The sequence below is a fragment of the Bradyrhizobium sp. LMG 9283 genome, assembly GCF_045571415.1.
GTDB lineage: Bacteria > Pseudomonadota > Alphaproteobacteria > Rhizobiales > Xanthobacteraceae > Bradyrhizobium.
In genome coordinates this window covers 4677498-4699112 of the sequence record NZ_CP120691.1, presented here as the reverse complement: position 1 = coordinate 4699112, position 21615 = coordinate 4677498, and the positions used below count along the sequence as shown (strand labels likewise).

General features: G+C 63.8%; 21 protein-coding genes and 1 tRNA gene. 9 read left to right on the top strand and 13 right to left on the bottom strand.

Annotated features, from left to right (window positions below; translation table 11 throughout):
• The gene (locus P6U29_RS22130) at positions 1–912 is read left to right on the top strand and encodes a hydroxymethylglutaryl-CoA lyase (protein WP_407112265.1); all 912 of its coding nucleotides are present in this window, start codon (positions 1–3) and stop codon (positions 910–912) included.
• 100 nt (positions 913–1012) lie between these two features.
• On the opposite strand, the gene P6U29_RS22125 is transcribed toward P6U29_RS22130, so the two are convergent.
• The 4 genes from P6U29_RS22125 to P6U29_RS22110 all read right to left on the bottom strand — a co-directional run bounded on the left by P6U29_RS22125 (position 1013) and on the right by P6U29_RS22110 (position 4894).
• On the bottom strand, positions 1013–1939 hold the full coding sequence (locus P6U29_RS22125; RefSeq protein ID WP_407112264.1) for a dihydrodipicolinate synthase family protein: 927 nt from the start codon (positions 1937–1939) through the stop codon (positions 1013–1015).
• Positions 1940–2014: 75 nt separating this feature from the next.
• Positions 2015–2998, bottom strand: a complete 984-nt coding sequence (locus P6U29_RS22120) for a TRAP transporter substrate-binding protein (protein WP_407112262.1) — start codon at positions 2996–2998, stop codon at positions 2015–2017.
• 22 nt (positions 2999–3020) lie between these two features.
• Complete coding sequence (locus P6U29_RS22115) at positions 3021–4286, bottom strand: TRAP transporter large permease (protein ID WP_407112261.1); 1266 nt, start codon at positions 4284–4286, stop codon at positions 3021–3023.
• The gene (locus P6U29_RS22110) at positions 4286–4894 is read right to left on the bottom strand and encodes a TRAP transporter small permease (RefSeq protein WP_407119391.1); all 609 of its coding nucleotides are present in this window, start codon (positions 4892–4894) and stop codon (positions 4286–4288) included. Before P6U29_RS22110 ends, P6U29_RS22115 begins: the two co-directional genes overlap by 1 nt.
• Positions 4895–5121: 227 nt before the next feature.
• Here P6U29_RS22110 and P6U29_RS22105 point away from each other — a divergent pair, with 227 nt between their 5' ends.
• Positions 5122–5805, top strand: a complete 684-nt coding sequence (locus P6U29_RS22105) for a GntR family transcriptional regulator (RefSeq protein WP_407112260.1) — start codon at positions 5122–5124, stop codon at positions 5803–5805.
• 87 nt (positions 5806–5892) lie between these two features.
• On the opposite strand, the gene P6U29_RS22100 is transcribed toward P6U29_RS22105, so the two are convergent.
• From P6U29_RS22100 to dctP, 4 genes are all read right to left on the bottom strand, one after another.
• The gene (locus P6U29_RS22100) at positions 5893–6930 is read right to left on the bottom strand and encodes an HD domain-containing protein (RefSeq protein WP_407112259.1); all 1038 of its coding nucleotides are present in this window, start codon (positions 6928–6930) and stop codon (positions 5893–5895) included.
• Between the two features lie 198 nt (positions 6931–7128).
• The gene (locus P6U29_RS22095) at positions 7129–8487 is read right to left on the bottom strand and encodes a TRAP transporter large permease (protein WP_407112258.1); all 1359 of its coding nucleotides are present in this window, start codon (positions 8485–8487) and stop codon (positions 7129–7131) included.
• On the bottom strand, positions 8484–9038 hold the full coding sequence (locus tag P6U29_RS22090; protein ID WP_407112257.1) for a TRAP transporter small permease: 555 nt from the start codon (positions 9036–9038) through the stop codon (positions 8484–8486). The genes P6U29_RS22095 and P6U29_RS22090 overlap by 4 nt, the downstream gene beginning before the upstream one ends.
• On the bottom strand, positions 9035–10057 hold the full coding sequence (dctP, locus tag P6U29_RS22085) for a TRAP transporter substrate-binding protein DctP (RefSeq protein WP_407112256.1): 1023 nt from the start codon (positions 10055–10057) through the stop codon (positions 9035–9037). The genes P6U29_RS22090 and dctP overlap by 4 nt, the downstream gene beginning before the upstream one ends.
• Positions 10058–10368: 311 nt before the next feature.
• Here dctP and P6U29_RS22080 point away from each other — a divergent pair, with 311 nt between their 5' ends.
• On the top strand, positions 10369–10614 hold the full coding sequence (locus P6U29_RS22080) for a pentapeptide MXKDX repeat protein (protein WP_407112255.1): 246 nt from the start codon (positions 10369–10371) through the stop codon (positions 10612–10614).
• Positions 10615–10741: 127 nt separating this feature from the next.
• Here P6U29_RS22080 and P6U29_RS22075 read toward each other — a convergent pair whose 3' ends face one another.
• Positions 10742–11089 carry a DUF6481 family protein gene (locus P6U29_RS22075; RefSeq protein WP_407112254.1) on the bottom strand — a complete coding sequence of 116 codons (348 nt, stop codon included), beginning with the start codon at positions 11087–11089 and terminating at the stop codon, positions 10742–10744.
• A gap of 264 nt (positions 11090–11353) precedes the next feature.
• Here P6U29_RS22075 and P6U29_RS22070 point away from each other — a divergent pair, with 264 nt between their 5' ends.
• The 3 genes from P6U29_RS22070 (at position 11354) to P6U29_RS22060 (ending at position 12841) form a co-directional block, all read left to right on the top strand.
• A complete protein-coding gene (locus tag P6U29_RS22070) occupies positions 11354–11590 on the top strand; it encodes a hypothetical protein (RefSeq protein ID WP_122403314.1) in 237 nt (78 codons plus the stop codon).
• A gap of 76 nt (positions 11591–11666) precedes the next feature.
• Positions 11667–11903, top strand: a complete 237-nt coding sequence (locus P6U29_RS22065; RefSeq protein ID WP_407112253.1) for a hypothetical protein — start codon at positions 11667–11669, stop codon at positions 11901–11903.
• 173 nt (positions 11904–12076) lie between these two features.
• Positions 12077–12841 (top strand): hypothetical protein, encoded by a 765-nt coding sequence (locus tag P6U29_RS22060; protein WP_407112252.1) that lies wholly within the window; start codon positions 12077–12079, stop codon positions 12839–12841.
• Positions 12842–13138: 297 nt separating this feature from the next.
• Here the strand turns inward: P6U29_RS22060 and P6U29_RS22055 are convergent, their stop codons facing one another.
• Positions 13139–13297 (bottom strand): hypothetical protein, encoded by a 159-nt coding sequence (locus P6U29_RS22055; RefSeq protein WP_407112251.1) that lies wholly within the window; start codon positions 13295–13297, stop codon positions 13139–13141.
• 217 nt (positions 13298–13514) lie between these two features.
• On the opposite strand from P6U29_RS22055, the gene P6U29_RS22050 reads away from it, so the two are divergent.
• Positions 13515–13655, top strand: a complete 141-nt coding sequence (locus P6U29_RS22050) for a hypothetical protein (RefSeq protein WP_407112250.1) — start codon at positions 13515–13517, stop codon at positions 13653–13655.
• A gap of 249 nt (positions 13656–13904) precedes the next feature.
• Here the strand turns inward: P6U29_RS22050 and P6U29_RS22045 are convergent, their stop codons facing one another.
• Positions 13905–14132: a DUF2171 domain-containing protein gene (locus P6U29_RS22045; RefSeq protein ID WP_027574503.1), complete on the bottom strand. Its 228-nt coding sequence runs from the start codon at positions 14130–14132 to the stop codon at positions 13905–13907.
• A gap of 112 nt (positions 14133–14244) precedes the next feature.
• On the opposite strand from P6U29_RS22045, the gene P6U29_RS22040 reads away from it, so the two are divergent.
• Positions 14245–15531, top strand: coding sequence for a hypothetical protein (locus tag P6U29_RS22040; protein ID WP_407112249.1), 1287 nt, complete (start codon positions 14245–14247; stop codon positions 15529–15531).
• Between the two features lie 34 nt (positions 15532–15565).
• Here the strand turns inward: P6U29_RS22040 and P6U29_RS22035 are convergent, their stop codons facing one another.
• Together P6U29_RS22035 and P6U29_RS22030 are read right to left on the bottom strand one after the other, a co-directional pair.
• Entirely contained in the window at positions 15566–15784 is a 219-nt protein-coding gene (locus tag P6U29_RS22035; RefSeq protein ID WP_407112248.1) for a hypothetical protein, read from the bottom strand.
• Positions 15785–15924: 140 nt separating this feature from the next.
• Positions 15925–16001, bottom strand: a tRNA-Arg gene (locus P6U29_RS22030).
• A gap of 404 nt (positions 16002–16405) precedes the next feature.
• Between P6U29_RS22030 and P6U29_RS22025 the strand changes: the two genes are divergently transcribed.
• Positions 16406–21610, top strand: coding sequence for an alpha-2-macroglobulin family protein (locus P6U29_RS22025; RefSeq protein WP_407112247.1), 5205 nt, complete (start codon positions 16406–16408; stop codon positions 21608–21610).
• Positions 21611–21615 lie beyond the last annotated feature (5 nt).

Here is a 21615-nt window from a genome sequence, read left to right as displayed (position 1 = left end):
ATGAGCGATCAGGTCCGCATCATCGAGATGGGGCCGCGCGACGGCCTCCAGAACGAGAAGACGCCCGTCAGCGTCGAGGCGCGCATCGCGTTCATCGAGGCGCTGGTTGCGGCCGGCCTCGATACGGTCGAGGTCGGCGCCTTCGTCTCGCCCAAGGCGATCCCGCAGATGGCAAGCTCGGATGCCGTGCTGCGCGGCGTCGCGCATGTGAAGGACGCCGAATTCCACGTGCTGGTGCCGAACGAGAAGGGCTACGACGCCGCGCGTGCTGCCGGCGCCCAAGTGGTCTCCGTGTTCGCGGCAGCCTCGGAAGGATTTTCGCGCGCGAACATTAACTGCACGGTCGCGGAATCGATCGAGCGGTTCAAGCCTGTGCTGGCGCGCGCCAAGGCCGATGGCGTCAGGGTGCGCGGCTATATCTCCTGCGTGCTGGGCTGTCCGTTCGACGGCGAGATCAAGCCGAAGGCGGTCGCCGATCTCGCGAGCACGCTGTTCGAGCTCGGCTGCTACGAGATCTCGCTTGGCGACACCATCGGCGTCGGTACGCCCAGCAAGGCAAAAGAGATGCTGCGCGCGGTCAGCGCCAACATTCCTCCTGGCAAGCTCGCGATGCATTTCCACGACACCTACGGCCAGGCGCTGGCCAACCTCTATGCGGGGATGGAAGAGGGGGTGCGCGTCATCGACGCCGCCGCCGGCGGCCTGGGCGGCTGTCCCTATGCGCCGGGCGCGACGGGCAACGTCGCTACCGAAGACGTCGTCTACATGCTCGAGGGCATGGGCATCAGGACCGGCGTCGATATGGAGAAGCTGCTGGCGGCGACGAACGAGATGAGCGTCGTGTTAGGCAAGCCGCCGGTGAGCCGCGTGGCGTCCGCATTGAACGCGAAGAAGAAGCGGGCTGCTTCGTAGGGTGGGCAAAGGCGCTTTGCGCCGTGCCCACCATCTCTCCGCGATCGAATTTGCAAATGGTGGGCACGCTGTCGCTTTGCCCACTCTACGAAATACGCCCTCAGGCCGCCTTCAACCCGACATCCGGCAGGCGCGGCCGGTTCTTGAGCGCGTTGGCCATCATGGCCTCGACCTCGGCCTTCTCGTGCGGCAGCAGCGCCAGGCGCGGCGGGCGGGTCAGCGCGGTGCCGCGACCCATGATGTGCTCGCACAGCTTGATGCACTGAACGAGGTCCGGGCGCGCATCGAGATGCAAGAGCGGCATGAACCATTCGTAGAGCGGCATGGCCTCGGCAAAGCGCCCGGCCTTGGCGAGGCGGAACAGCGTCTCGCCCTCGCGCGGGAACGCGTTCGACATGCCGGAGACCCAGCCCACCGCACCCATCGCGACGCTCTCGACGATGACGTCGTCTAGGCCTGCGAACAGCACGAAGCGGTCGCCGACCATGTTGCGGGTGTCGATGAAGCGCCGCGTGTCGCCGGAGGAATCCTTGAAGCAGACCACGGTTTCGACATCGGCGAGCGAGACCAGGATGTCCGGGGTGACGTCGTTCTTGTAGATCGGCGGATTGTTGTAGAGCATCACCGGCAGGTTGGTCGCGCTGGCGACGGCGCGGAAATGCGCGGCGGTCTCGTGCGGCTTGGACGAATAGACCAGCGCCGGCATCGCCATGACGCCGTCGATGCCGACGCGTGCGGCCTCTTTGGCGGTCTCGACCGCGAAGGCCGTGGTGAACTCGGCGATGCCGCACAGCACGGGCACGCGGCCCTTCGCGACCGACTTCGCCGCCTCCATGATCGCGACCTTCTCCTTGCGCTCGAGCGAAGTGTTCTCGCCGACCGAGCCGCAGACGATCAGGCCGGAGACGCCGTCGCGGATCAGTCCGTCCATGACCTTGGCGGTCGCATCGATATTGAGCGACAGGTCGTCGTTGAATTGCGTGGTAACGGCCGGGAAGACGCCTTCCCAGGAGATGCGTGGGCTCATTGTTTGGCTCCGATTGGAATTGTGCCGGCGGATCGTTCGATCCGCCGGGCATTGACGTGAAGGCGGTGGACGAGGTCAGAGCGTCGCGCCGACCTTGCGCAGCTCGGCAAGGACGGGAGCTTTCGGCAGCCAGATCTTGTCGAACTCGGCAATGACGGCCTCGGTGTCCTTGGCGTCGACCTGGCGGATCGGGATCGGCGCGTTCTTGAAGTTCTCGATCAGCGCGGGCTCGTTGCCGGCGAGCTCGTCGATCTGTGCGTCGAGTGTCGACTTGATCGTCTTGGTGATCAGCTCGCGGTCGGCTGCGGGAAGCGATTGCCAGACCCGGCCCGACACGACGGCGGCCATCGGCATGAAGACCGCGTTCATCTGCAGGATCACCTTCGACACCTTGTCGAAGCGCTGATTCCAGGAGAATTCGAGATCGGCCTCGAGGCCGTCGACCTGGCCGTTGGCCATGGCGTCGAACACCTGCGGCGTCGGGATCGGCGTCGGTGCTGCGCCCAGCGAGGAGTAGAAATCGCGATAGACCGGCGTCGGGTTGATACGCAGCTTCATGCCCTTGATGTCGGCGAGCGAATTCAGGTCCTTGGAGGAAAACACCGCGCGCATGCCGGTGATGCCCCAGCCGAGCCCGATCGTGCCGGTCTCCTGCGGCAGCACGTCGAACAGCTTGACCGCCGCCGGATGCCGGACGAACTTTGCGACCGCGGGCGTCGAGCGGACGATGTAGGGCGCATTGATCGCGGCGATGTGCGGCACGCGCGAGCCGAGCTCGGCGGCCTGGATGAAGCCCATGTCGAGCGCCCCGGACTGCAATTGCTGCATCATCGCGGTCTCGTTGCCGAGCTGGCCGGAGTGGAACACGGTCAATGTCAGGCGGCCGTTGGTCGCGGCCTTGAGATCTTCGCCGAATTTGAGCGCGGCCTTGTTCCAGGAATGGCCGTTGGGCGTGATCAGGCCGAGGCGGAATTCCTTGGCTTGGGCGAGTGCCAGCGATGGTGCGAACACCGAAGCGGCGGCACTGGCGGCGAGAATGCGGCGGCGGGAAAGCGGCATGGTCGGGCTCCTTTCGGATGGTCTATTTGACGAGGATCAGCGAGAGCGAGGGATAGAGCGAGAGCAGCACCAGGAGGACGCAGGCGATGACGAAGAAGGGCAGCGTCACCATGAACATCCTGCCGGGCTTGGCGCCGGTGACGGCGGCCGCGACGAAAAAGCAAAGCCCGACCGGCGGCGACAACAGGCCGAGCACGAGGTTGATCACCACGACGACGCCGAATTGCCGGGGGTCGATGTGATAGATCTCGGTTGCGACCGGCAGCAGGATCGGCACCGTCATGATCAGGCCGGGAATGCCGTCGATCACCGTGCCGATCAGCAGCAGGATGACGTTGCAGATCAGCATGAAGCTGACCGGGTCCTTGGCGACGGTCTGGATCCAGGCGGCGGTCTCCTGCGGCACCTTGCCGAAGATCAGCACCCAGGAGAACACCGCGGCGGCTGCGACCAGAAACAGCACGATCGCCGAATAGATCGCACTGCGCAGCATCATGTGTGGCAGCTGCGAGAACTTGAATTCCTTGGTCCAGAACTTTCCGACCAGCGCGGCGGCCACCGCGCCGACGGCCGCGGATTCCGTGGCGTTGGCGAGGCCGCCGAGAATGGTGCCGACAATGACGATCGGGATCAGCAGCGTCGGCGAGGTCCGCAGGATGGTCATGACGCGCTGGCGCGGCGTCTGGTAGTCCGCGCGCGGATAGTTGTAGATGTAGCCCATCAGCGCGATGACGAGGCAGAACATCACGGTGAGGATGACGCCCGGGACGATGCCGGCGATCAGCATGTCGCTGACCGAGACCTGCGCCAGCACGCTGTAGACCACGAACATCACCGAGGGCGGGATGATCGGGCCGAGCATGCCGCCATAGGCGGTCAGGCCGGCCGCGAAGGTCTTGTCGTAGCCCTTCTTCTCCATCTCGGGGACCATGATCTGGGCCATGATCGCGACCTGCGCCGTCGCCGATCCCAGGATGGAGGAGATGAACATGTTGGCGAGGATGTTGACGTAGGCGAGCCCGCCCTTGAGCGAGCCGACGAAGGCCATCGCCATGTCGACGATGCGCCGCGTGATGCCGCCGCCATTCATGATCTCGCCGATCAGGATGAAGAGCGGGATCGCGATCAGGCCGTAGCTGTCGACACCGCCGAACAGCTGCAGCGGATAGGATTGGAACAGCACCGGGTTGCCTGAAGCGGCGATATAGACGAGGCCGGCGAGGCAGAGACAGAGGCCGATCGGTACGCCGACCAGCATGAACGCCATGAAGGCTGCTGACGTGATCATCAATTGACCCCGTCGAGCTCGGAGAGCTGGAAGCCTTTTGGCGCGGTGCGCGGGACCAGCTCGAGATCTTCCAGCAGATTGGCGAGACCATGTACGGTCATCGACACCGCGAAGATCGGCAGCGTCAGATAGAGCACCCAGGTCGGCCAGTTCAGCGTCTGCGTGCGCTCGGTGTAGAGGAAGTTGAAGGTCTCGGCAGCGAGCTTGCGCCCGTCGAAGCCGGCGCGGGCGAGGCCGATCGGGTCCATCCAGAGCACGCAGGTGACGATCAGGGCGACGCCGAACACCACGACGAGGCCGGTCGAAATCACTTTTGCAAATTTCTGGTGCTGAGCGGACAATCGCTCCGTCAGCATGGTCACGGCGAAATCGAGCCGCAGCCGCGTCATCGCGGACGCCCCGATGAAGGTCAGCCAGACCACGCAATAAACGGCGGATTCATCGATCCAGTAGATAGGGAAATGCGAGTAGCGGGTGACGACGTTCACCAGGATCAGGCCGGTGAGCAGGTACATCAGGCCGATCAGCGCGAGCCGCTCGCAGGCGAGCAGGGCACTCGACATCCGGACGATCATGCGTCGGAGGCTGAGTGCGCGCGTGGCCGGCATGGTCTGCTCGATCATGAAAGAGGCCCCAACCCCCTGAAGATTTGTCGTGCGATGGCCAAATGTATAATTTATACATTTTCGGAGTCAAACGGAGTTTGCGGTCATTTCGGCGGCAGGGCGCGCGTTTGCTGGGCACTATGCGGCGCCCCGGCTTTTGCCGGGCAGCTCGACATGCAAGACAGGGACCGCGTCGGCCGCACGAGTCGGGAAGGACATCGGACGATCAGATGAAACAGCCTCTGAAGCATCGCACCCTGTCGGCCGCGATCGTCGACCAGCTCCGCCAGGCGATCCTCGACGGCACCTATCCGGCCGGATCGCAGCTGCGTCAGGACGCGCTTGGCGAGGCCTATGGCGTCAGCCGCATCCCGGTGCGCGAGGCGCTGTTCCAGCTCGAGGCGGAAGGCTTGGTACGGATCGTGCCGCAGAAGGGCGCCATCGTCTCGGAGCTGTCGCTGGATGAGATCAACGACGTCTTCGACCTCCGCCGCATTCTGGAGCCGCGACTGCTGGCGCAGTCGGCGCCGCGCTTCACCACGCAGGATTTCGACGGGCTCGACGACATCCACCGGAGCTTCGAGAAGGCGATCAAGGCGAGGAACGTCAGTGAATGGGGCCAGCTCAACGCCGACTTCCACATGGCGCTCTACGTCCACGCCCCGCAGCCGCGCACGCGCGCGATCGTGCTGTCGCTGCTGCAGACCAGCGACCGCTACACGCGGCTACAACTCTCCAACACCAAGGCGATGGGCATTGCCGAAAAGGAGCACGCCCATCTGATCGCGCTCTGCCGTGCGCAGAAGGTGGACGAGGCCTGCCGCTTCCTGGAGCGGCACATCGAGGCCGTGCGCAAGGATTTGCTGCAGGTCGTGGCGAACGCGCCGAAATCGCGGCGGAAGGAGAATTCGTAGAGGCAGGGTGCGGTAGCGAAGCGTAGGTACTTTTCTGACCGCACACGACAGAGGTGATTACATCTACGGACAACTCACACTAGTCGGCTAGTTAAGACTTACTCCTAGCGCTTTCAGTAACTCCGCAGCCTTCTCCATGCGCCCATTTTGAGTCTTGGAACCCTTTCGCCGAACCAATTCGCTGCGCCAATCAGATACTTCTTCCACGGCGCTCCAAACCGCGGTGTCATCCAAGGCTAGATAACCTGAAATCGATGGCTGCTTCGAAGAATAGAAGGTGACAAGTGGATGATCATCCGAGAGGCAAGCTTGTGCGGTTGCTCCTGCCGACACCAAATCGGAAAGACGCTTCTGGAATGCGATTAAAAGCTGTTCAATTCCACGGGTTGTTCTGTGGAAATACACCTGTGAGTAGAGGTGATAGCGAGCCAAAATAAACGCCTCAGCGGCTTGTGCCGCCTTCTCGGCAAAACAGAAGGTACTGATCGGAGGTGCTGCTTCCTCGGCCTCTCCGTCCACGTCTGAAGTGACAGTCGTAATCCTCAGATTGTCGATAAGCCAATCCAAATCGATACCACCCGCGCCTGAACCGGTCATGAGCTTGTCGCGCTGCAAATAGTCCAATCGGTCCGCATCGAACGAACTCGATACCACTGCTGCATATAGGTCGGAGGGCTCGCCCTTTAGTAATTCGGCCACCTCATCGGCCATGCTGCTACCAAATCGCTTTGTCAGTATCTTTCGGACATGACCGTCGTGGTTGGTAATGATTTCAGCAGTCCACTGCTCGTGGCTCTTGTACGCGCCTGGAGTATTTCGAAGTCTCGCTTTCTCGGCTTCTTCGAAGGCATGACTGAACGGTCCGTGTCCGAGATCATGCAGTAAAGCGGCGAGCAACGAGACGCGCATTCGATGAGGCGTGAGATCTTGAACAGGGACTCCGCTGGTTGCCACCTTCATCAAGCGACGGGCGACATGATACACACCGACACAATGAGCAAAACGAGTGTGCGTTGCCCCAGGAAACGTAAACTCGGACACACCAAGCTGCTTCACTCGCCGGAGGCGTTGAAACTCGGGTGTATCTATTAGCTCCCAAGCAGCTCGATCGACCTCGTCAGACAAATAAAACCACAATCAGCCCGTGTATGGGGTCACGAATTCGCTTTGTCGGCTCCAACGACATAAATAGAACATTCCGTGAACATTGCAAGGGCTAAGACGTAATCAGCACATTCATCGACGATTCGCGATTGGTTTTGGTTAATGACTCACCGCATGTAGTGGTAATCTGACAGCCCCGGACAATGTGCAGATGCAGCGTCACCTGCTCCCGTCCGGCCCCATCACGAGGTCCGGCAGCCAGGTCGAAATCCCCGGCACCAGGCACAGCAGCACCACCGCGAACATCATCAGGAGCACGAAGGGCAGGGTGCCCCAGATCACCTCGCGCAGGGGAATGTCCGGCGCGACGTTGCGGATGACGAAGATGTTGAGGCCGACGGGGGGATGGATCAACCCCATCTCCATCACGATGGTCATGACCACGCCGAACCAGATGATGTCGAAATTGGCGGCGCGTAACGGTGGCAGGATGATGGGCGCCGTCATCAGGATGATCGACACCGGCGGCAGGAAGAAGCCGAGCACGACGACCATGACGAGGATCGCGAACAGCAGCTCCCAGCGCGGCAGATGCATCGCGACGATGGATTCGGCGACCGATTGTGAGATGTGCAGGTAGCTCATCACGTAGGAATAGAGCAGCGACATGCCGATGATCATCATCAGCATGGTCGATTCCCGGATCGTCGATCGCATGATCGGGGCCAGGTCGCTCGGCCGCCACACGCTGTAGATCGCCGCGATCAGCGCCAGCGCCAGGAGGCCGCCGAGGCCGGCGGTTTCCGACGGCGTGGCGTAGCCGCCATAGAGGGCGATCATGACGCCGGTGAGCAGCAGCACGAACGGGATCACCCGCGGCAGCACGTTGAAGCGCTCGGCCAGCGTATACTCGTCGCGGGTCAGGATCGCGGCCTCCGGACCGCCATTCTTGTAGATCGCTTCAGCCGCCTTGTATTCCCGACGGAAGCGGATCACGGCGTAAGCGCCGAACAGGGTGACCAGCAGCAGGCCGGGACCGATGCCGGCGAGGAACAGCCGTCCGAGCGACTTTTCCGCGGCCACCGCGAACAGGATCATGGTGATGGACGGCGGCAGGAGGATGCCGAGCGTGCCGCCGGCGGCGATGATGCCTGCGGCAAAACCGCCGGAATAGCCGCGCTTGCGCATCTCGGGGATGCCGGCCGAACCGATCGCCGAGCAGGTCGCTGGGCTCGAGCCCGCCATCGCCGCGAATAGCGCGCAGGCGAAAACGTTGGCGACGCCGAGGCCGCCGGGGACGCGATGCAGCCAGGCATGCAGTGCCGAATAGAGATCCTGGCCGGCGCGCGACTTGCCGATCGCCGCGCCCTTCAGGATGAAGAGCGGGATCGACAGAAGCGTGATCGAGGCCATTTCCTCGTACACGTTCTGGGTCACTGTATCGAGCGAGGCCGAGGGCATGTAGATGCCCATGAACACGACCGCGACCGCGCCGAGGGCAAAAGCTATGGGCATGCCCGAGAACATCACGAGCAGGGTCGCGATGCCGTAGGCAAGGCCGATACCGAAAACGCTCATGGCCGCCGGGCTCCGGTGGAGGGCAGCGCGAGCTGCACGAGGATCTGGATGCAGAGCAGGCTCATGCCGAGCGCCATCAGCGAATAGGGAATGGCGAGCGGAGGCGACCACATCGAATTCGAGACCTGGCCGTCGACATAGGCCTCATGGGCCAGTGTCCAGGATTTCCAGGTGAAGAAGGCGCAGAACAGGAACGTCGCGGCGTCGACCAGCCAGAGCCGGACCTTGTTGGCGAGCGGCGAGAGCAGGCCGACGAAGGCCTCGATGCCGATATGGCCGCGGTGCTGCTGCACATAGGCGGCGGTCATGAAGGTCGCGCCGACCAGCAGGAACACGGCGGCCTCGTCCTGCCAGTAATTGGCGGCCTTGAACAGAGCCCGGCTGAGCACGCTGTAGCTCAGGATGGTGCAGGCCGCGACCAGCGCGATCGCGGCGAACACGACGATGGTGCTGTTGAGGATGGCGAGACCGCGATCGATCGCCGCCGCAAGGCCGGTCCCTGCGGCAGCGTTCGCCTGGTCGTCACGATCCGGAAGCGGACCGTGGCTCATGCCGCAACGTCGGTGGCGAGCTTGAGCAGGTTGGCCGCGGTCGCGGTCTTGGCACTGTAATCCTTCCACGCGGTGTCGCGCGCGATATCGCGCCATTTGCCGACGGTGGCGGCATCGAGCGCGTAGACCTTAGCGCCGGCCTTCTCGTAGACCTTGGCGACCTCGACGTCGTCGTCCTGCGCGCCCTTACGGCCGAAGGCTTCGAGCTCGGTGCCGACCGCGAGCAAGATATCTTGATGGTTCTTCGGCAGCTTGTCGAAGATCGCCTTCGACATCATCAGCGGCTCCAGCATGAACCAGTAGGACGTGCCAGCCCCTGATGTCAGCGACTTCGCGACCTCTTCGAGGCGGAACGAGATCAGGCTGGTGGAGGAGGTGATGCCGGCATCGCACGCGCCGGTCTGCATCGCCGCGTAGATTTCGTTGGAGGGGACCGACAGCACCGAGGCGCCGGCGGTCTGCAGCACCATGTCCATCTCGCGCGAGCCGCCGCGCACCTTCATGCCCTTGGCATCCTCGGGCGCGACGATCGGCTTGGAGCGGCTGGCAACGCCGCCGGCTTGCCAGACCCAGGTGAGCAGGATGATGCCTTTGTCGGCGAGGAAATCGGTCAGCGCCTTGCCGACGGGCTCCTTCTTCCAGCGCAGGCCCTGATCGTAGGTGGTCACCAGGCCCGGCATCAGGCCGATATTGGTTTCCGGCAACTCGCCGCCGGCATAAGGCATCGGATAGAGCGAGATGTCGAGCGCGCCCTTGCGCATCGCCGAGAACTGCGCGTTGGTCTTGATCAGCGAGGAGTTCGGATAGATCTCGGCGGCAATGTCGCCGTTGCTGCGCTTGGCAACTTCAGCAGCGAACATGCGGCAGAGCCGGTCGCGGAAATCGCCCTTGTCAATGGTGCCGCCCGGGAATTGATGCGAGATCTTCAGCGTGGTGGCGGCCTGCGCAGTGCCGGTGCCGAAGCGCAGGATGGCGGGTGCCGCGACGGCGGTCGCGATCAGATGTCGGCGCGTAATCATGGTGTGATCCCCTTGGACTGTTCTTGTTGGTGTGATTTGGGTCGGGTCCTGTCAGACCGGCGTTCAGGCCCATCCTAGCCGGTCTTCCACCCGATATTCACTCATCTGATAGTTCGAGACCGAATGCCACGGCAAGTGCCGGCCGTGTTGCGCTGCACACTTCCGGAGCCGGGCGCGACAGGACCCGTACGAATAGCGGAGGGCTCGCCAAAATTTATCGGCAGCGGCGTAACAACGCCGGCTGGCAATTCGTCGAGATCGAATAGCGGCGTCCGTCGCTGACAAACACCATCTCGAAGGGAAGATGAACCATGACCATTCGCACCCGCATCGTGCTCGGCGTCTCGGCTGCCGCTCTTTCACTTGGCCTCGCGTTTGCCCCGGCCGCCTTTGCTCAAGACAAGATGGGCAAGGATGACGACATGATGAAAAAGGACACGATGTCCAAGGACGGGATGATGAAGAAGGACACCATGTCCAAGGATGACGGCATGAAGAAGGACCACATGTCGAAGGACGGCATGAAGAAAGACGACGGGATGATGAAGAAGAATTGATCCTTCGGCCTCGTCGCGCAGCGCCCGCCTTCGGCGGGCCGCGCACTCGCGAATTCCGGAGGCGGCCTTTTAGGCCGCCTCCGGAAGGGTGCTTCAGTTCAAGTTCAACTGAACGTGACTAGTGAATTTACTTGCGCTTGGCCTTGCGGGCGGCGTAGCGCGCGTCGCGCTTGGCCTTTTGCTCGGCTTCGAGCGCGGCCTGTCTCTCGGCGGCTTCCTGGGCCTCGCGCGCAATCCGTGCGGCTTCGGCGGCTTTGGCCTCGTCCTCGAGGCGCTTCTGCTCGGCCTTTGCCGCCTCGCGCGCAGCTTTCGCCTCGGCGCGTTTGGCCGCGAGCGCCTCGCGTTCAGCACGGCGCGCGACCACCGCCGGATCGTCAGGTCCCGGTTGCGATTTGAATTTGTTCAAAAGATTTTTGCGGGCTTCCTGTGCCGCTTTTTGCCGGTCTGCGAAGCCGGGTTCCCTGAATCCACTCATCGACGAGCCTTGTCTTCCTCGCTTTCGATCCTACATCGGTGCCTGTTGGTACGTCGGCTGGGCATAGCAGGCGCCACGCGACGCAGAAGCGTGTACATCGGCGCGCGTCGCGAAGCCACCCATAATCGCAGCCGATCAGGTCAACGAAAAATCGCCTCCCGACGATCTCTCGTAGCCCGGAAAAACTGCTGAATTGTGATGTCCCTCATAAGGGAGCACACGGGCGACGCCTAGCGTCCGCCCGATACGAGACGGAGCACGGGCATGACGATCTCAAGACCAAGCCTGAAGGCGCTCGCAATTGGCTTCGCCCTGGCGAGCGTGGCCGGCGCCGCACTTCTGCTCGCTCGTCCGCAGCCCATCGAGAGTGCGGTGCTGGGGGCGGACTGGGAATGCACCCGGACCGCATTCGTGCTCACGAGCTGTGCACCGCGGCTTCAGGAGGCAATTCCGGCGGTCGAAACCTCGCGCAAGGATGCAATCCGGCAGACCCGGGGCTGAATTGGATCGGCTGATCGGGATGTGACGCGACGTCGCAGAGGTGATAAAGCCGGCTCGCCAGCGCGACCAGACGGCCATGTCGAAGCCAGAGTCCAGATCCGAACCCGGCGAGCAGCCCAATTCCCGATCGAACGGTCAGCCCAAGCGCCGGTCCGGCGATGACCGTCGCGGCGCGATCGCCGGATTGATCATCGCCATCGTGATCCTCGGGGTCGGGTGGTGGCTTGCCCGTGATCTTACCGCAGCCAGCAAGATGCAGGATTGCCTGATGTCCGGGCGAACCAACTGCAATGTGATCGAACCGGCTCGCTAGGCGCGCTTCAGCGTGGACCGCAGGGCCGAAAAAATGCCCTGATCTTAATCATTTGTAACGGGACTTAGCCGATCAAGCAGGGCAGTTGTTTCGGCCGGCATCAGCCCGGCGTGCGGCGATTCGTCGATTGCGCCAGGGGCCACGGCCATCGAGAGAGTAGGGGGCGAGCACGCATGAGTGCGTCCAAACGCATGAAGATCATCATTCCCGTGATTTCGGCCATGTCGTTGCTCGCGCTGTCGGCGCAGGCGCAAGAGGCCAGACCGCCGAAAGAGGCGGCACCACGGCCGGCCGCACCGGGTGCTGGCGCGCCGCCCCAGACCAATCAGAATATGCGCAAGGGCCCCCCGCCCCAGCAGGCGACCCGACCCGCGCGGCCCGCTGATCAGCCTCATGCGGGCCCTGGCCCGCGCAATGCCGGCGGCCCACCGCCGCGACGTTATGCGCGCGGTCCTGCCCCGGTGCGGGACTGGGGTGGACACACCTATCGTGGCAATCTCGCCTGGGATGGTGGACGCTGGCGCCACGAAATCCGCAACGGCCGCTCCGGCTGGTGGTGGGACGTTGGTGGCGTCTGGTATTATTATCCGGAGCGAATGGCTGGCCCGCCTGCCTACATCTCGGAGGATTATATTGACGACGTGCCGGTGGCCTATGCCCCGCCCGCGGTCGCCTATGCGCCGCCACCTCCGCCTCCGCCACCGGCTGATCCCGGCGCCAGCGCGCTTGGCGGCGCGATCGTCGGCGGCCTGCTGGGCGGCCTGATCTCGGGCAATGCAACAGGGGCTGCGGCGGGCGCGGTTCTCGGCGGCGCGACGGGTGCAATCGCCGGTGCCACTGCTGCATCCCAGCCCGGCTACTACTGGGCGCAGGGCACCTGCTATTACCGCTATCCGAACGGCCAATATGTGCAGGCCGATCCCCGCGCTTGCTACTGAGTTTTCCAAGCCGGATTGGAGCACGGAGGCGGGCCCAGGCTCGCCTCTTTTTTTGCACACCGGCGATTGCTTCAAATTAGCGCTGGCGATCGTCTTCGTGTCACGCAAGTCTCAAAGAAAAATCTCGGGATGATTCGCGGGGGCGTGGGACATGCTGGATGCGATCCAGATCAGCATGGCGTTATGGGCCATGATCGTTTGCGGCGGGATCAAACTCGCGCAGGTGCTGCCTTATCTGTTCTAGCGCAGGATCCACATTGCGCCGCTTGCTCGCGGTGAGACTCAGCGCCTCGCGCGTCAGGACACGAGCCAGCTGAAGAACGCGATCGTGGCCCAGACGAGGCCGCCGATCCAGGCCAGCATCACGATGGCGATGGTCACGAGATAGGCGATGCCGAGCAGATCGGACCTCTGTCGTTGCGTCGGGACGATCTCGGCTGCTGCTTTGTGCGTCATGACCTGAACTCCACCACGGAGCGTTGAAGCGCTGTTTAGCGGAGATGCCGGGTGCAGGCTGTGATGCAGTTCACAGATCCCTCGAACGAAGCCTATGCGACGAGGAAGTCACCCCGCAATCATACGGGCGAAATTGCCATGCGCTCGTCCAGATCGGCCGTCTAAAATCGGTCGCATGTGTACTAGGTACGACCCACAGCACGAAGCCGAGGCCGCAATGAAGCTGGCTGCGGCGTCTGAAGGTGCCGATCGGCAACGACTGATCCAGCTGGCCCTGGCATGGCATCAGCTCGCCCGCGATCCGCGCGAGGAGCAAGCGGACCCGCCGGATGCCGGGCGCATCCGCACCAGCTGGTAGGCCGTGCTCCATGAGAAAAACCCCGTGCTCGGGGAGCACGGGGTTCTTCAAAGCCGACCGGGGCTGGCAGGTCGGCACCACTCAAGTCGGCGATCCAACGCTCTGATCGCGCATTCGTTCCGTATCGATCCGGCTGAACCAGTCATTAACGAATGCTCGGCCTTCGATTTGCGATCGCGATTCGTGCTTTGCGAACGAAGCGGAGTCGGACCATGAACAAACAAAAGCCCCCGAAGGGGGCTCAGTGTTTCAGGCGGCTTCCGTCTTCGGTACGGCGTCGGCATTCACCGACAGTTTGACAACGTCGCCTTCGACAGCACCGACATATTTCGTGTCGATATAGTGATGATGGTCCTTGTGACCTTCCGGGCTGTCCTTGCGCGTCAGCTTGATGCGGTTGCCCTCGACGCGATCGACGGTGCCGACATGTGCGCCGTCCTTGCCGATGATCTTCATGTGCTCTCTGATGTCAGCCATGCGGTCCTCCTTGCATCGCTTCAACTGCGAAGGCGCGTGTTCGTTGCAACGGCGCGTTGGACCCAAGGCGCTTTCCACACGTTGACGCCCCGTCGGATCTGCCAAGAAGCGCATGGAGACCATTCGAGCCTATCTGGAGCGAAAGCACGAGGAACTCAGGCTGTTGAACGACTGCCTGAGAAACCGGCTTGATTTGGCGCGTCCGTGTTCCGTCGATGACGTCGTCAGATCCAAGTTCCAGATCACCGCGGCGCTGAGGGCGGAGCACGAATTGCATGAGTGGAAGGCGACGGAGACAGCGTGGTCGCATACGGCCGATCCCGCCAGCGGGCCGTTCGAGTTCAGTTACGACTACCAGAGGGCCGATCTCACGGTACGCGGTCCTTCGTTCTACGAGTTCGAGGGCGGCTCCGCGAGCACGGCGATCTACACAGCCTCAGGCATGGCCGCGATCTCCGCCGTGCTGCTCGCCTCCGCGCAGATCGTCGAGAAGGCCGATATCCTCGTGCTTCAGGGCTCCTACGGCGAGACGCTGGAGCTGATCCGGGGCTTCGTTCCTCATTTGCGGCTCGAGGCCTTGAAGCTGCCGCTGGGCGATGCGTTTGCACCAGTGAGTTCGCCGCGCATACTTCTGTTGGATTCCTGCTCCTTCGCCGGCGCCTTCGACGCGGCGCTGCGTTGTGACGGATCTACCCTCGATCTCCTCATTTTCGACACGACATGCTTCGCCGGCAGGTCAGGCCGCATCAGGCGTGTCCAGAGGTGGGCCCGACGATACGGAGTTCCGCTGGTGTTGGTGAGAAGCCACAACAAGCTCGATTCGCTCGGAGCGGAATATGGCCGGCTGGGCTCGGCCGTTTTCGTCCATGGGAATGAGCATCAGCCGCTGGCAGGGGGCGTTCAATGGACACGTCTCGCGTCGGAAACCCGAAACGCGGTGCGGCTGCTCGGTGGCGCGGCGTTGCCGGCCCACTTCCCGCCGTTCGCGGGTAGCGCGGCGTACTGGACCCTTACGAAGCGGCGCGTTGCGGCAATCCTACGCAACGGCCGCAGCACGGCCCGATATTTCGCCGCGAAGCTCCCGGCGCTCTCGGCCGATCTTCACTTCACCCACGGCCTGTATGTGACCCTGCGCGGAAAGCGCGCGCTCGACGAGGCGGCAGCGCGGCAGGCTGCCGAAGACATGAGCAGCGCATTGCGCCGGGAGGGCTTTCCCATCCGCCACGCCGGCAGCTTCGGCTTCGATTTCGCGGCGACCGAGTGGTTTCACGACGCGACCACGGATCAGTACAGCGTCCGGGTGGCTGTCCCGGATCTTCCCACCGAGCTTTGGAATGATTTGGCCGCGGCGATTGCCGCGTGGTGGCGGGGTCATCAGTCGGCGGGTGGTGAAGCATGAATTTTGTCGACGGCCCGGAAGGAGGGCGCATCAATCAGTCGACCGCCAGACAATGCTCCAGTTGCGGCTTCTCGTGGCCGCGGCGCGCCCAATCCTGAACGGCGAAGGCAAGGTGATGCTGGCCCATTGCGGAGCCAATGATCGAGGCCTGGGCCACCTTGACAGGCCTCGTGACCACATTGGTGTTCACCAAGCCTGCGTCGATTGCCAAATACGACATCGCAACGATCGCGACCGCAGATGCGATCGCCATTCTCGTCAACTCGGATTGCTGCATTAAGAAACCTATCGGGCGCATCTCGCCCGGCGCTTACATAGGGCTGATCGGCGCCGTTCAAAGGCCGGCGTATGGTTACCCACGCGTTCGTGAAGGGCGGCTGACTGTCAATGGACTGGCGATCCCGGCAGGACTCGAACCTGCAACCCGCGGAGTAGAAATCCGCTACTCTATCCAGTTGAGCTACGGGACCGTCTTGAGCCGGCCGGTTTGGGTGGCTGGCCGTTCATCTAGCATGCCAATATGAAAAATCTGGTGTTTCGCCAAGCCTGAACCGAACCGTTTTCCTCAATGCGGCGACAAAGCGGAACGGTGGGGTGTCAGGGTGCCGGGTTGAGCGGCAGTGGACTGGACGATGGATCACATCGCCGGGACCGCTGAATAGCTTCCGGGACACGGCCGCCGGTCGACTGGTCGGGTAGTGCTGCGCCATCAGGACGGCGTGCGCGGCGGTATCTTGATCGGTCTCCTCTGGGCTTGCCTTTCCATGTCCAATGCGACGATTTGCACCTTTGGTTCCATCGCCTTGAGTCCGTCACCTTTCCGCGCATTTCTTGCGACAAGCGGCGTTCGTCCGCGATTTCCGGGAGTCCATCCATGATCGGTCTTGTTCGCGCCGTCACAATCTGCGCCGCGCTGGCGCTCGGCCTTAACGCGGCGCAGGCCGCCGACAAGGCCTTCAAGCGCGACGATCTCGCCGATTCCGCAATCAAGCTCGAGGCGCAGATCAAGAGCGAGGCGGGGCCGGTCGCCAAGACCAACGCGACGCTGCGCACGGATGCTGACGCCGCCTTCAAGCGCAATGATTACCGCACCGGACTGTCGGTGCTCGGCCAGATTGCGGCCACGACTCCCGACGATGCTGGCAACTGGCTGCGGCTCGCCAAGGTGATCTTCCAGATCTGGCCGAAGAATTCGAGCGAGCAGACGTTCCTGCTGGAGCGCGCCTCGACCGCGGCCTACATCGCCTATCAGCGCGCCGGCAATCCGGGCGAGGAGGCGGACGCGCTCGCCGTGCTCGGCAAGTCGCTGGCGGAACGAAAACTGTGGCGGCCGGCGCTGGATTCGCTGCGGCTGTCGCTCGACCTGCGCGAGGTCGCCGACGTCCGCGGGCAATACGAGAAGATGCGCGACGAGCACGGCTTCCGGCTGCTCGACTATACCGTGGACTCGGACTCGGCGAGCCCGCGTGCCTGCTTCCAGTTCTCGGAGGAGCTCGCCAAGCGCACCGACTTCGCGCCGTTCCTGGCGCTGGCGGGGCAGGACAAGCCGGCGCTGTCGGCCGAGGGCAAGCAGCTCTGCGTCGACGGGCTGAAGCACGGCGAACGCTACAACATCAACCTCCGCGCCGGCTTGCCGTCCACGGTGAAGGAGGGCCTGCCGAAATCGGCGGAGTTCAACATCTATGTGCGCGACCGCAAACCTTTCGTGCGCTTCACCAGCCGCGCCTATGTCCTGCCGAGAACCGGCCAGCGCGGCATTCCCGTGGTCAGCGTCAACACGCCCGCGGTGAACATCAACGTCTTCCGGATCGGCGACCGCAACCTGATCAATACGGTGGTCGACAGCGATTTCCAGAAGACGCTGACCAAATATCAGCTCAGCGATCTCGGCGACGAGCGCGGTGTCAAGGTCTGGTCCGGCGAGCTCGCGACCGCGATGACGCTGAACCAGGACGTCACCACGGCATTCCCGGTCGACCAGGCGCTGGGCGAGCTCCAGCCCGGCGTCTACGTGATGACTGCCGCGGCCAAGGGCCCGGGCTCGGACGACGAATACCAGCTCGCCACGCAATGGTTCATCGTCTCCGACCTGGGTGTCAGCGCCTATTCCGGCAATGACGGCATCCACGTCTTCGTCAACTCACTGGCCTCGACCGACCCGGTCGGCAAGGCCGAGGTGCGGCTGGTTGCCCGCAACAACGAGATCCTGGCGACGCGCAAGACCGACGAATCCGGTCACGTGCTGTTCGAGGCCGGCCTTGCGCGCGGCGAGGGCGGCCTGTCGCCGGCGATGCTCACTGTCACCGGCGAGAAGGCCGACTATGCCTTCCTCAGCCTGAAGACCTCCGCCTTCGACCTCTCGGACCGTGGTGTTGCCGGCCGCGCGGTGCCTGTTGGTGCCGATGCGTTCGTCTATGCCGAGCGCGGCGTCTACCGTTCCAGCGAGACCGTCTATCTGACCGCGCTGTTGCGTGATGGCCAGGGCAATGCCGTCACCGGCGGGCCAATGACGCTGGTGGTCGAGCGCCCCGACGGCGTCGAATACCGCCGTGCGGTGTTGACCGACCAGGGCGCCGGCGGCCGTACGCTGGCCGTGCCGCTCAATTCGGCCGTCCCGACCGGGACGTGGCGGGTGCGCGCCTTCACAGACCCAAAGGGCTCCTCGGTCGGCGAGACCACGTTCATGGTCGAGGATTACGTGCCCGATCGGATCGAATTCGACTTGTCCGCCAAGGACAAGCTGATCAAAGCTAACGCTCCAGTGGAGCTGAAGGCCGACGGTCATTTCCTCTATGGCGCGCCGGCCTCGGGGCTTGCGCTCGAAGGCGACATGCTGGTCGCGCCCGCGGCTGAGCGGCCCGGCTTTGCCGGCTACCAGTTCGGCGTCGCTGACGAGGAGACCACCTCGAACGAGCGCACGCCGCTGGAGAACCTTCCCGAGGCCGATGCCAACGGCGTCGCCACCTTCCCGGTCACGCTGGACAAGCAGCCGGCCTCGACGCGGCCGCAGGAGGCGCAGATCTTCGTCCGTATGGTCGAGACCGGCGGCCGCGCCGTCGAGCGCAAGATCGTGCTGCCTGTCGCGCCCGCCACGGCGCAGATCGGGATCAAGCCGCTGTTCGGCGACAAGAACGTCGCCGAGGGCGACAAGGCCGAGTTCGACGTCGTGTTCGTCTCGCCGGAGGGCCAGAGGCTGCGCCGCGACGGCCTGCGCTACGAGCTCCTGAAGATGGAGTCGCGCTACCAGTGGTATCGCCAGAGCAATTATTGGGAGTACGAGCCGGTCAAGTCGACCTCGCGCGTCGCCGACGGTGACCTCACGATCGCCGCCGACAAGCCGACGCGGATCTCGCTTACGCCCCAGCCCGGCCGCTACAGGCTCGATGTGAAATCGAACGATGCGGACGGCCCGGTGACCTCGGTGCAGTTCGACGTCGGCTGGTACTCCGACGGCAGCGCCGACACGCCGGACCTGCTGGAGACCTCGATCGACAAGCCGCAATACGCCTCCGGCGACACCATGACGGTGTCGGTCAATGTCCGCAGCGCCGGCAAGCTGACCATCAACGTGCTCGGCGACCGCCTGCTGACGACGCAGACCATCGATGTCAAGGAAGGCACCGCGCAGGTGAAGCTCCCGGTCGGCAAGGACTGGGGGACCGGCGCCTACGTCGTGGCGACGTTGCGGCGTCCGCTCGATGCGGCCGCCCAGCGCATGCCGGGCCGGGCGATCGGGCTGAAATGGTTCGGTATCGACAAGCAGACCCGCACGTTACAGGTGAAGTTGGCGCCGCCTTCGATGATCCGGCCGAACTCCACGCTGAAGATCCCGGTCAAGCTTGACGGGCTCAATCAGGGCGAGGACGCCAAAATCGTCATCGCCGCGGTCGATGTCGGCATCCTCAACCTCACCAATTACAAGCCGCCGGCTCCGGACGATTACTATCTCGGCCAGCGCCGCCTGACCGCCGAGATCCGCGATCTCTACGGCCAGCTGATCGATGGCATGTCGGGCACACGTGGCCAGATCAAGTCCGGCGGCGACGCCGGTGCGGCAGAGCTGCAGGGCTCACCGCCCTCCCAAAAGCCGCTGGCGCTCTATTTGGGCATCGTCACCGTCGCTGCTGACGGCACCGCGGAAGTGAGCTTCGACATTCCGGAGTTCGCCGGCACTGCGCGCGTAATGGCGGTGGCATGGACCGCGACCAAGCTCGGCCGCGCCAATACTGATGTCGTGATCCGTGACCCCGTCGTGCTGACCACGACGCTGCCGCGCTTCCTGCTCAATGGCGACCACGGCACGGTCAATCTCGAGATCGACAATGTCGAAGGCCAGGCCGGCGACTACGTCATCAACGTGAAGACCGGCGGCCCGGTGAAGATGACCGGCAATCCCGCCACCACGGTCAGGCTCGCCGCCAAGCAGCGCAATTCGTTCTCGCTCGCGCTCGATGCGACCGCGGCGGGGCAGGCAACGCTCGACGTCGACATCAAGGGGCCGAATGGCCTGGCGCTGGCGCGGCACTACGCGTTCGACGTCAAGGCGGCGACGCAGGTGCTGGCACGGCGTTCGATCCGGACCCTGGCGAAGGGCGAAAGCCTGACGCTGACCTCGGACATGTTCTCCGACCTCGTGCCGGGAACCGGCAGCGTCTCGGTCTCTGCCAGCCTGTCGACTGCGCTCGATGCGGCGACGATCCTCAAAGCGCTCGATCGTTATCCCTATGGCTGCTCGGAGCAGATCACGAGCCGGGCCATGCCGCTGCTCTACGTCAACGAGCTCGCGGCCGGCGCGCATCTCGCCATGGACACCGAGGTTGACCAGCGCATCCGCGACGCCATCGAACGTCTGTTGGCGCGTCAGGGCTCGAACGGCTCGTTCGGCCTGTGGGCGGCCGGCGGCGACGATGCCTGGCTCGATGCTTACGTGACGGACTTCCTCACCCGCGCTCGCGAGAAGGGTTTTGCTGTACCGGACGTGCTGTTCAAGAACGCGCTCGACCGTATCCGCAACTCCGTCGTCAACGCCAACGAGCCGGAGAAGGATGGCGGCCGCGATCTCGCCTACGGCCTCTACGTGCTCGCTCGCAATGGCGCAGCGCCGATCGGCGACCTCCGCTATCTCGCCGATACCAAGCTGAACAACCTCGCGACCCCGATCGCGAAGTCGCAGCTTGCGGCGGCGCTCGCTCTGGTCGGCGACCGCAACCGCGCCGAACGGGTCTATGGCGCCGCGCTCGACAGCCTCGCGCCAAAGCCCGTGCTCGAGTTCGGCCGCACCGACTACGGCTCGCAGCTGCGCGATGCCGCAGCTTTGGTATCGCTCGCCAGCGAAGGCAACGCGCCGAAGGCGACGCTGACCCAGGCAGTGTCGCGGGTCGAGACCGCCCGTGGCCTCACGCCCTACACCTCTACGCAGGAGAATGCGTGGCTGGTGCTGGCGGCGCGGGCGCTGGCCAAGGAGAACCTGTCGATCGAGGTCGACGGCCAGCCGGTCAAGACTGCGCTCTATCGCAGCTACAAGGCGGACACGCTGAGCGGCAAGCCGCTGAAGATCACTAACATCGGCGACGCACCGGTGCAGGCGGTGGTCTCTGTGTCGGGCTCGCCAGTGACGCCGGAGCCGGCGGCGTCCAACGGCTTCAAGATCGAGCGCAGCTATTACACGCTCGACGGCAAGCCCGCCGATATCAGCAAGGTCAAGCAGAACCAGCGCTTCGCGGTGGTGCTGAAGATCACCGAGGCCAAGCCCGAATACGGTCACATCATGGTGTCCGACTATCTGCCGGCGGGTCTGGAGATCGACAACCCGAAGCTGGTGTCCTCCGGCGACAGCGGCACGCTGGACTGGATCGAGGACGGCGAGGAGCCCGAATACACCGAGTTCCGCGATGACCGCTTCACTGCGGCGGTGGACCGGGCCTCGGATTCCAAGTCGGTCTTCACCGTCGCCTACGTCGTCCGCGCGGTCTCGCCCGGCAAATATGTGCTGCCGCAGGCCTATGTCGAGGACATGTATAATCCCTCGCGCTATGGTCGCACCGGCACGGGTACCGTCGAGGTGCGGGCGGCGAAGTGAGTGGT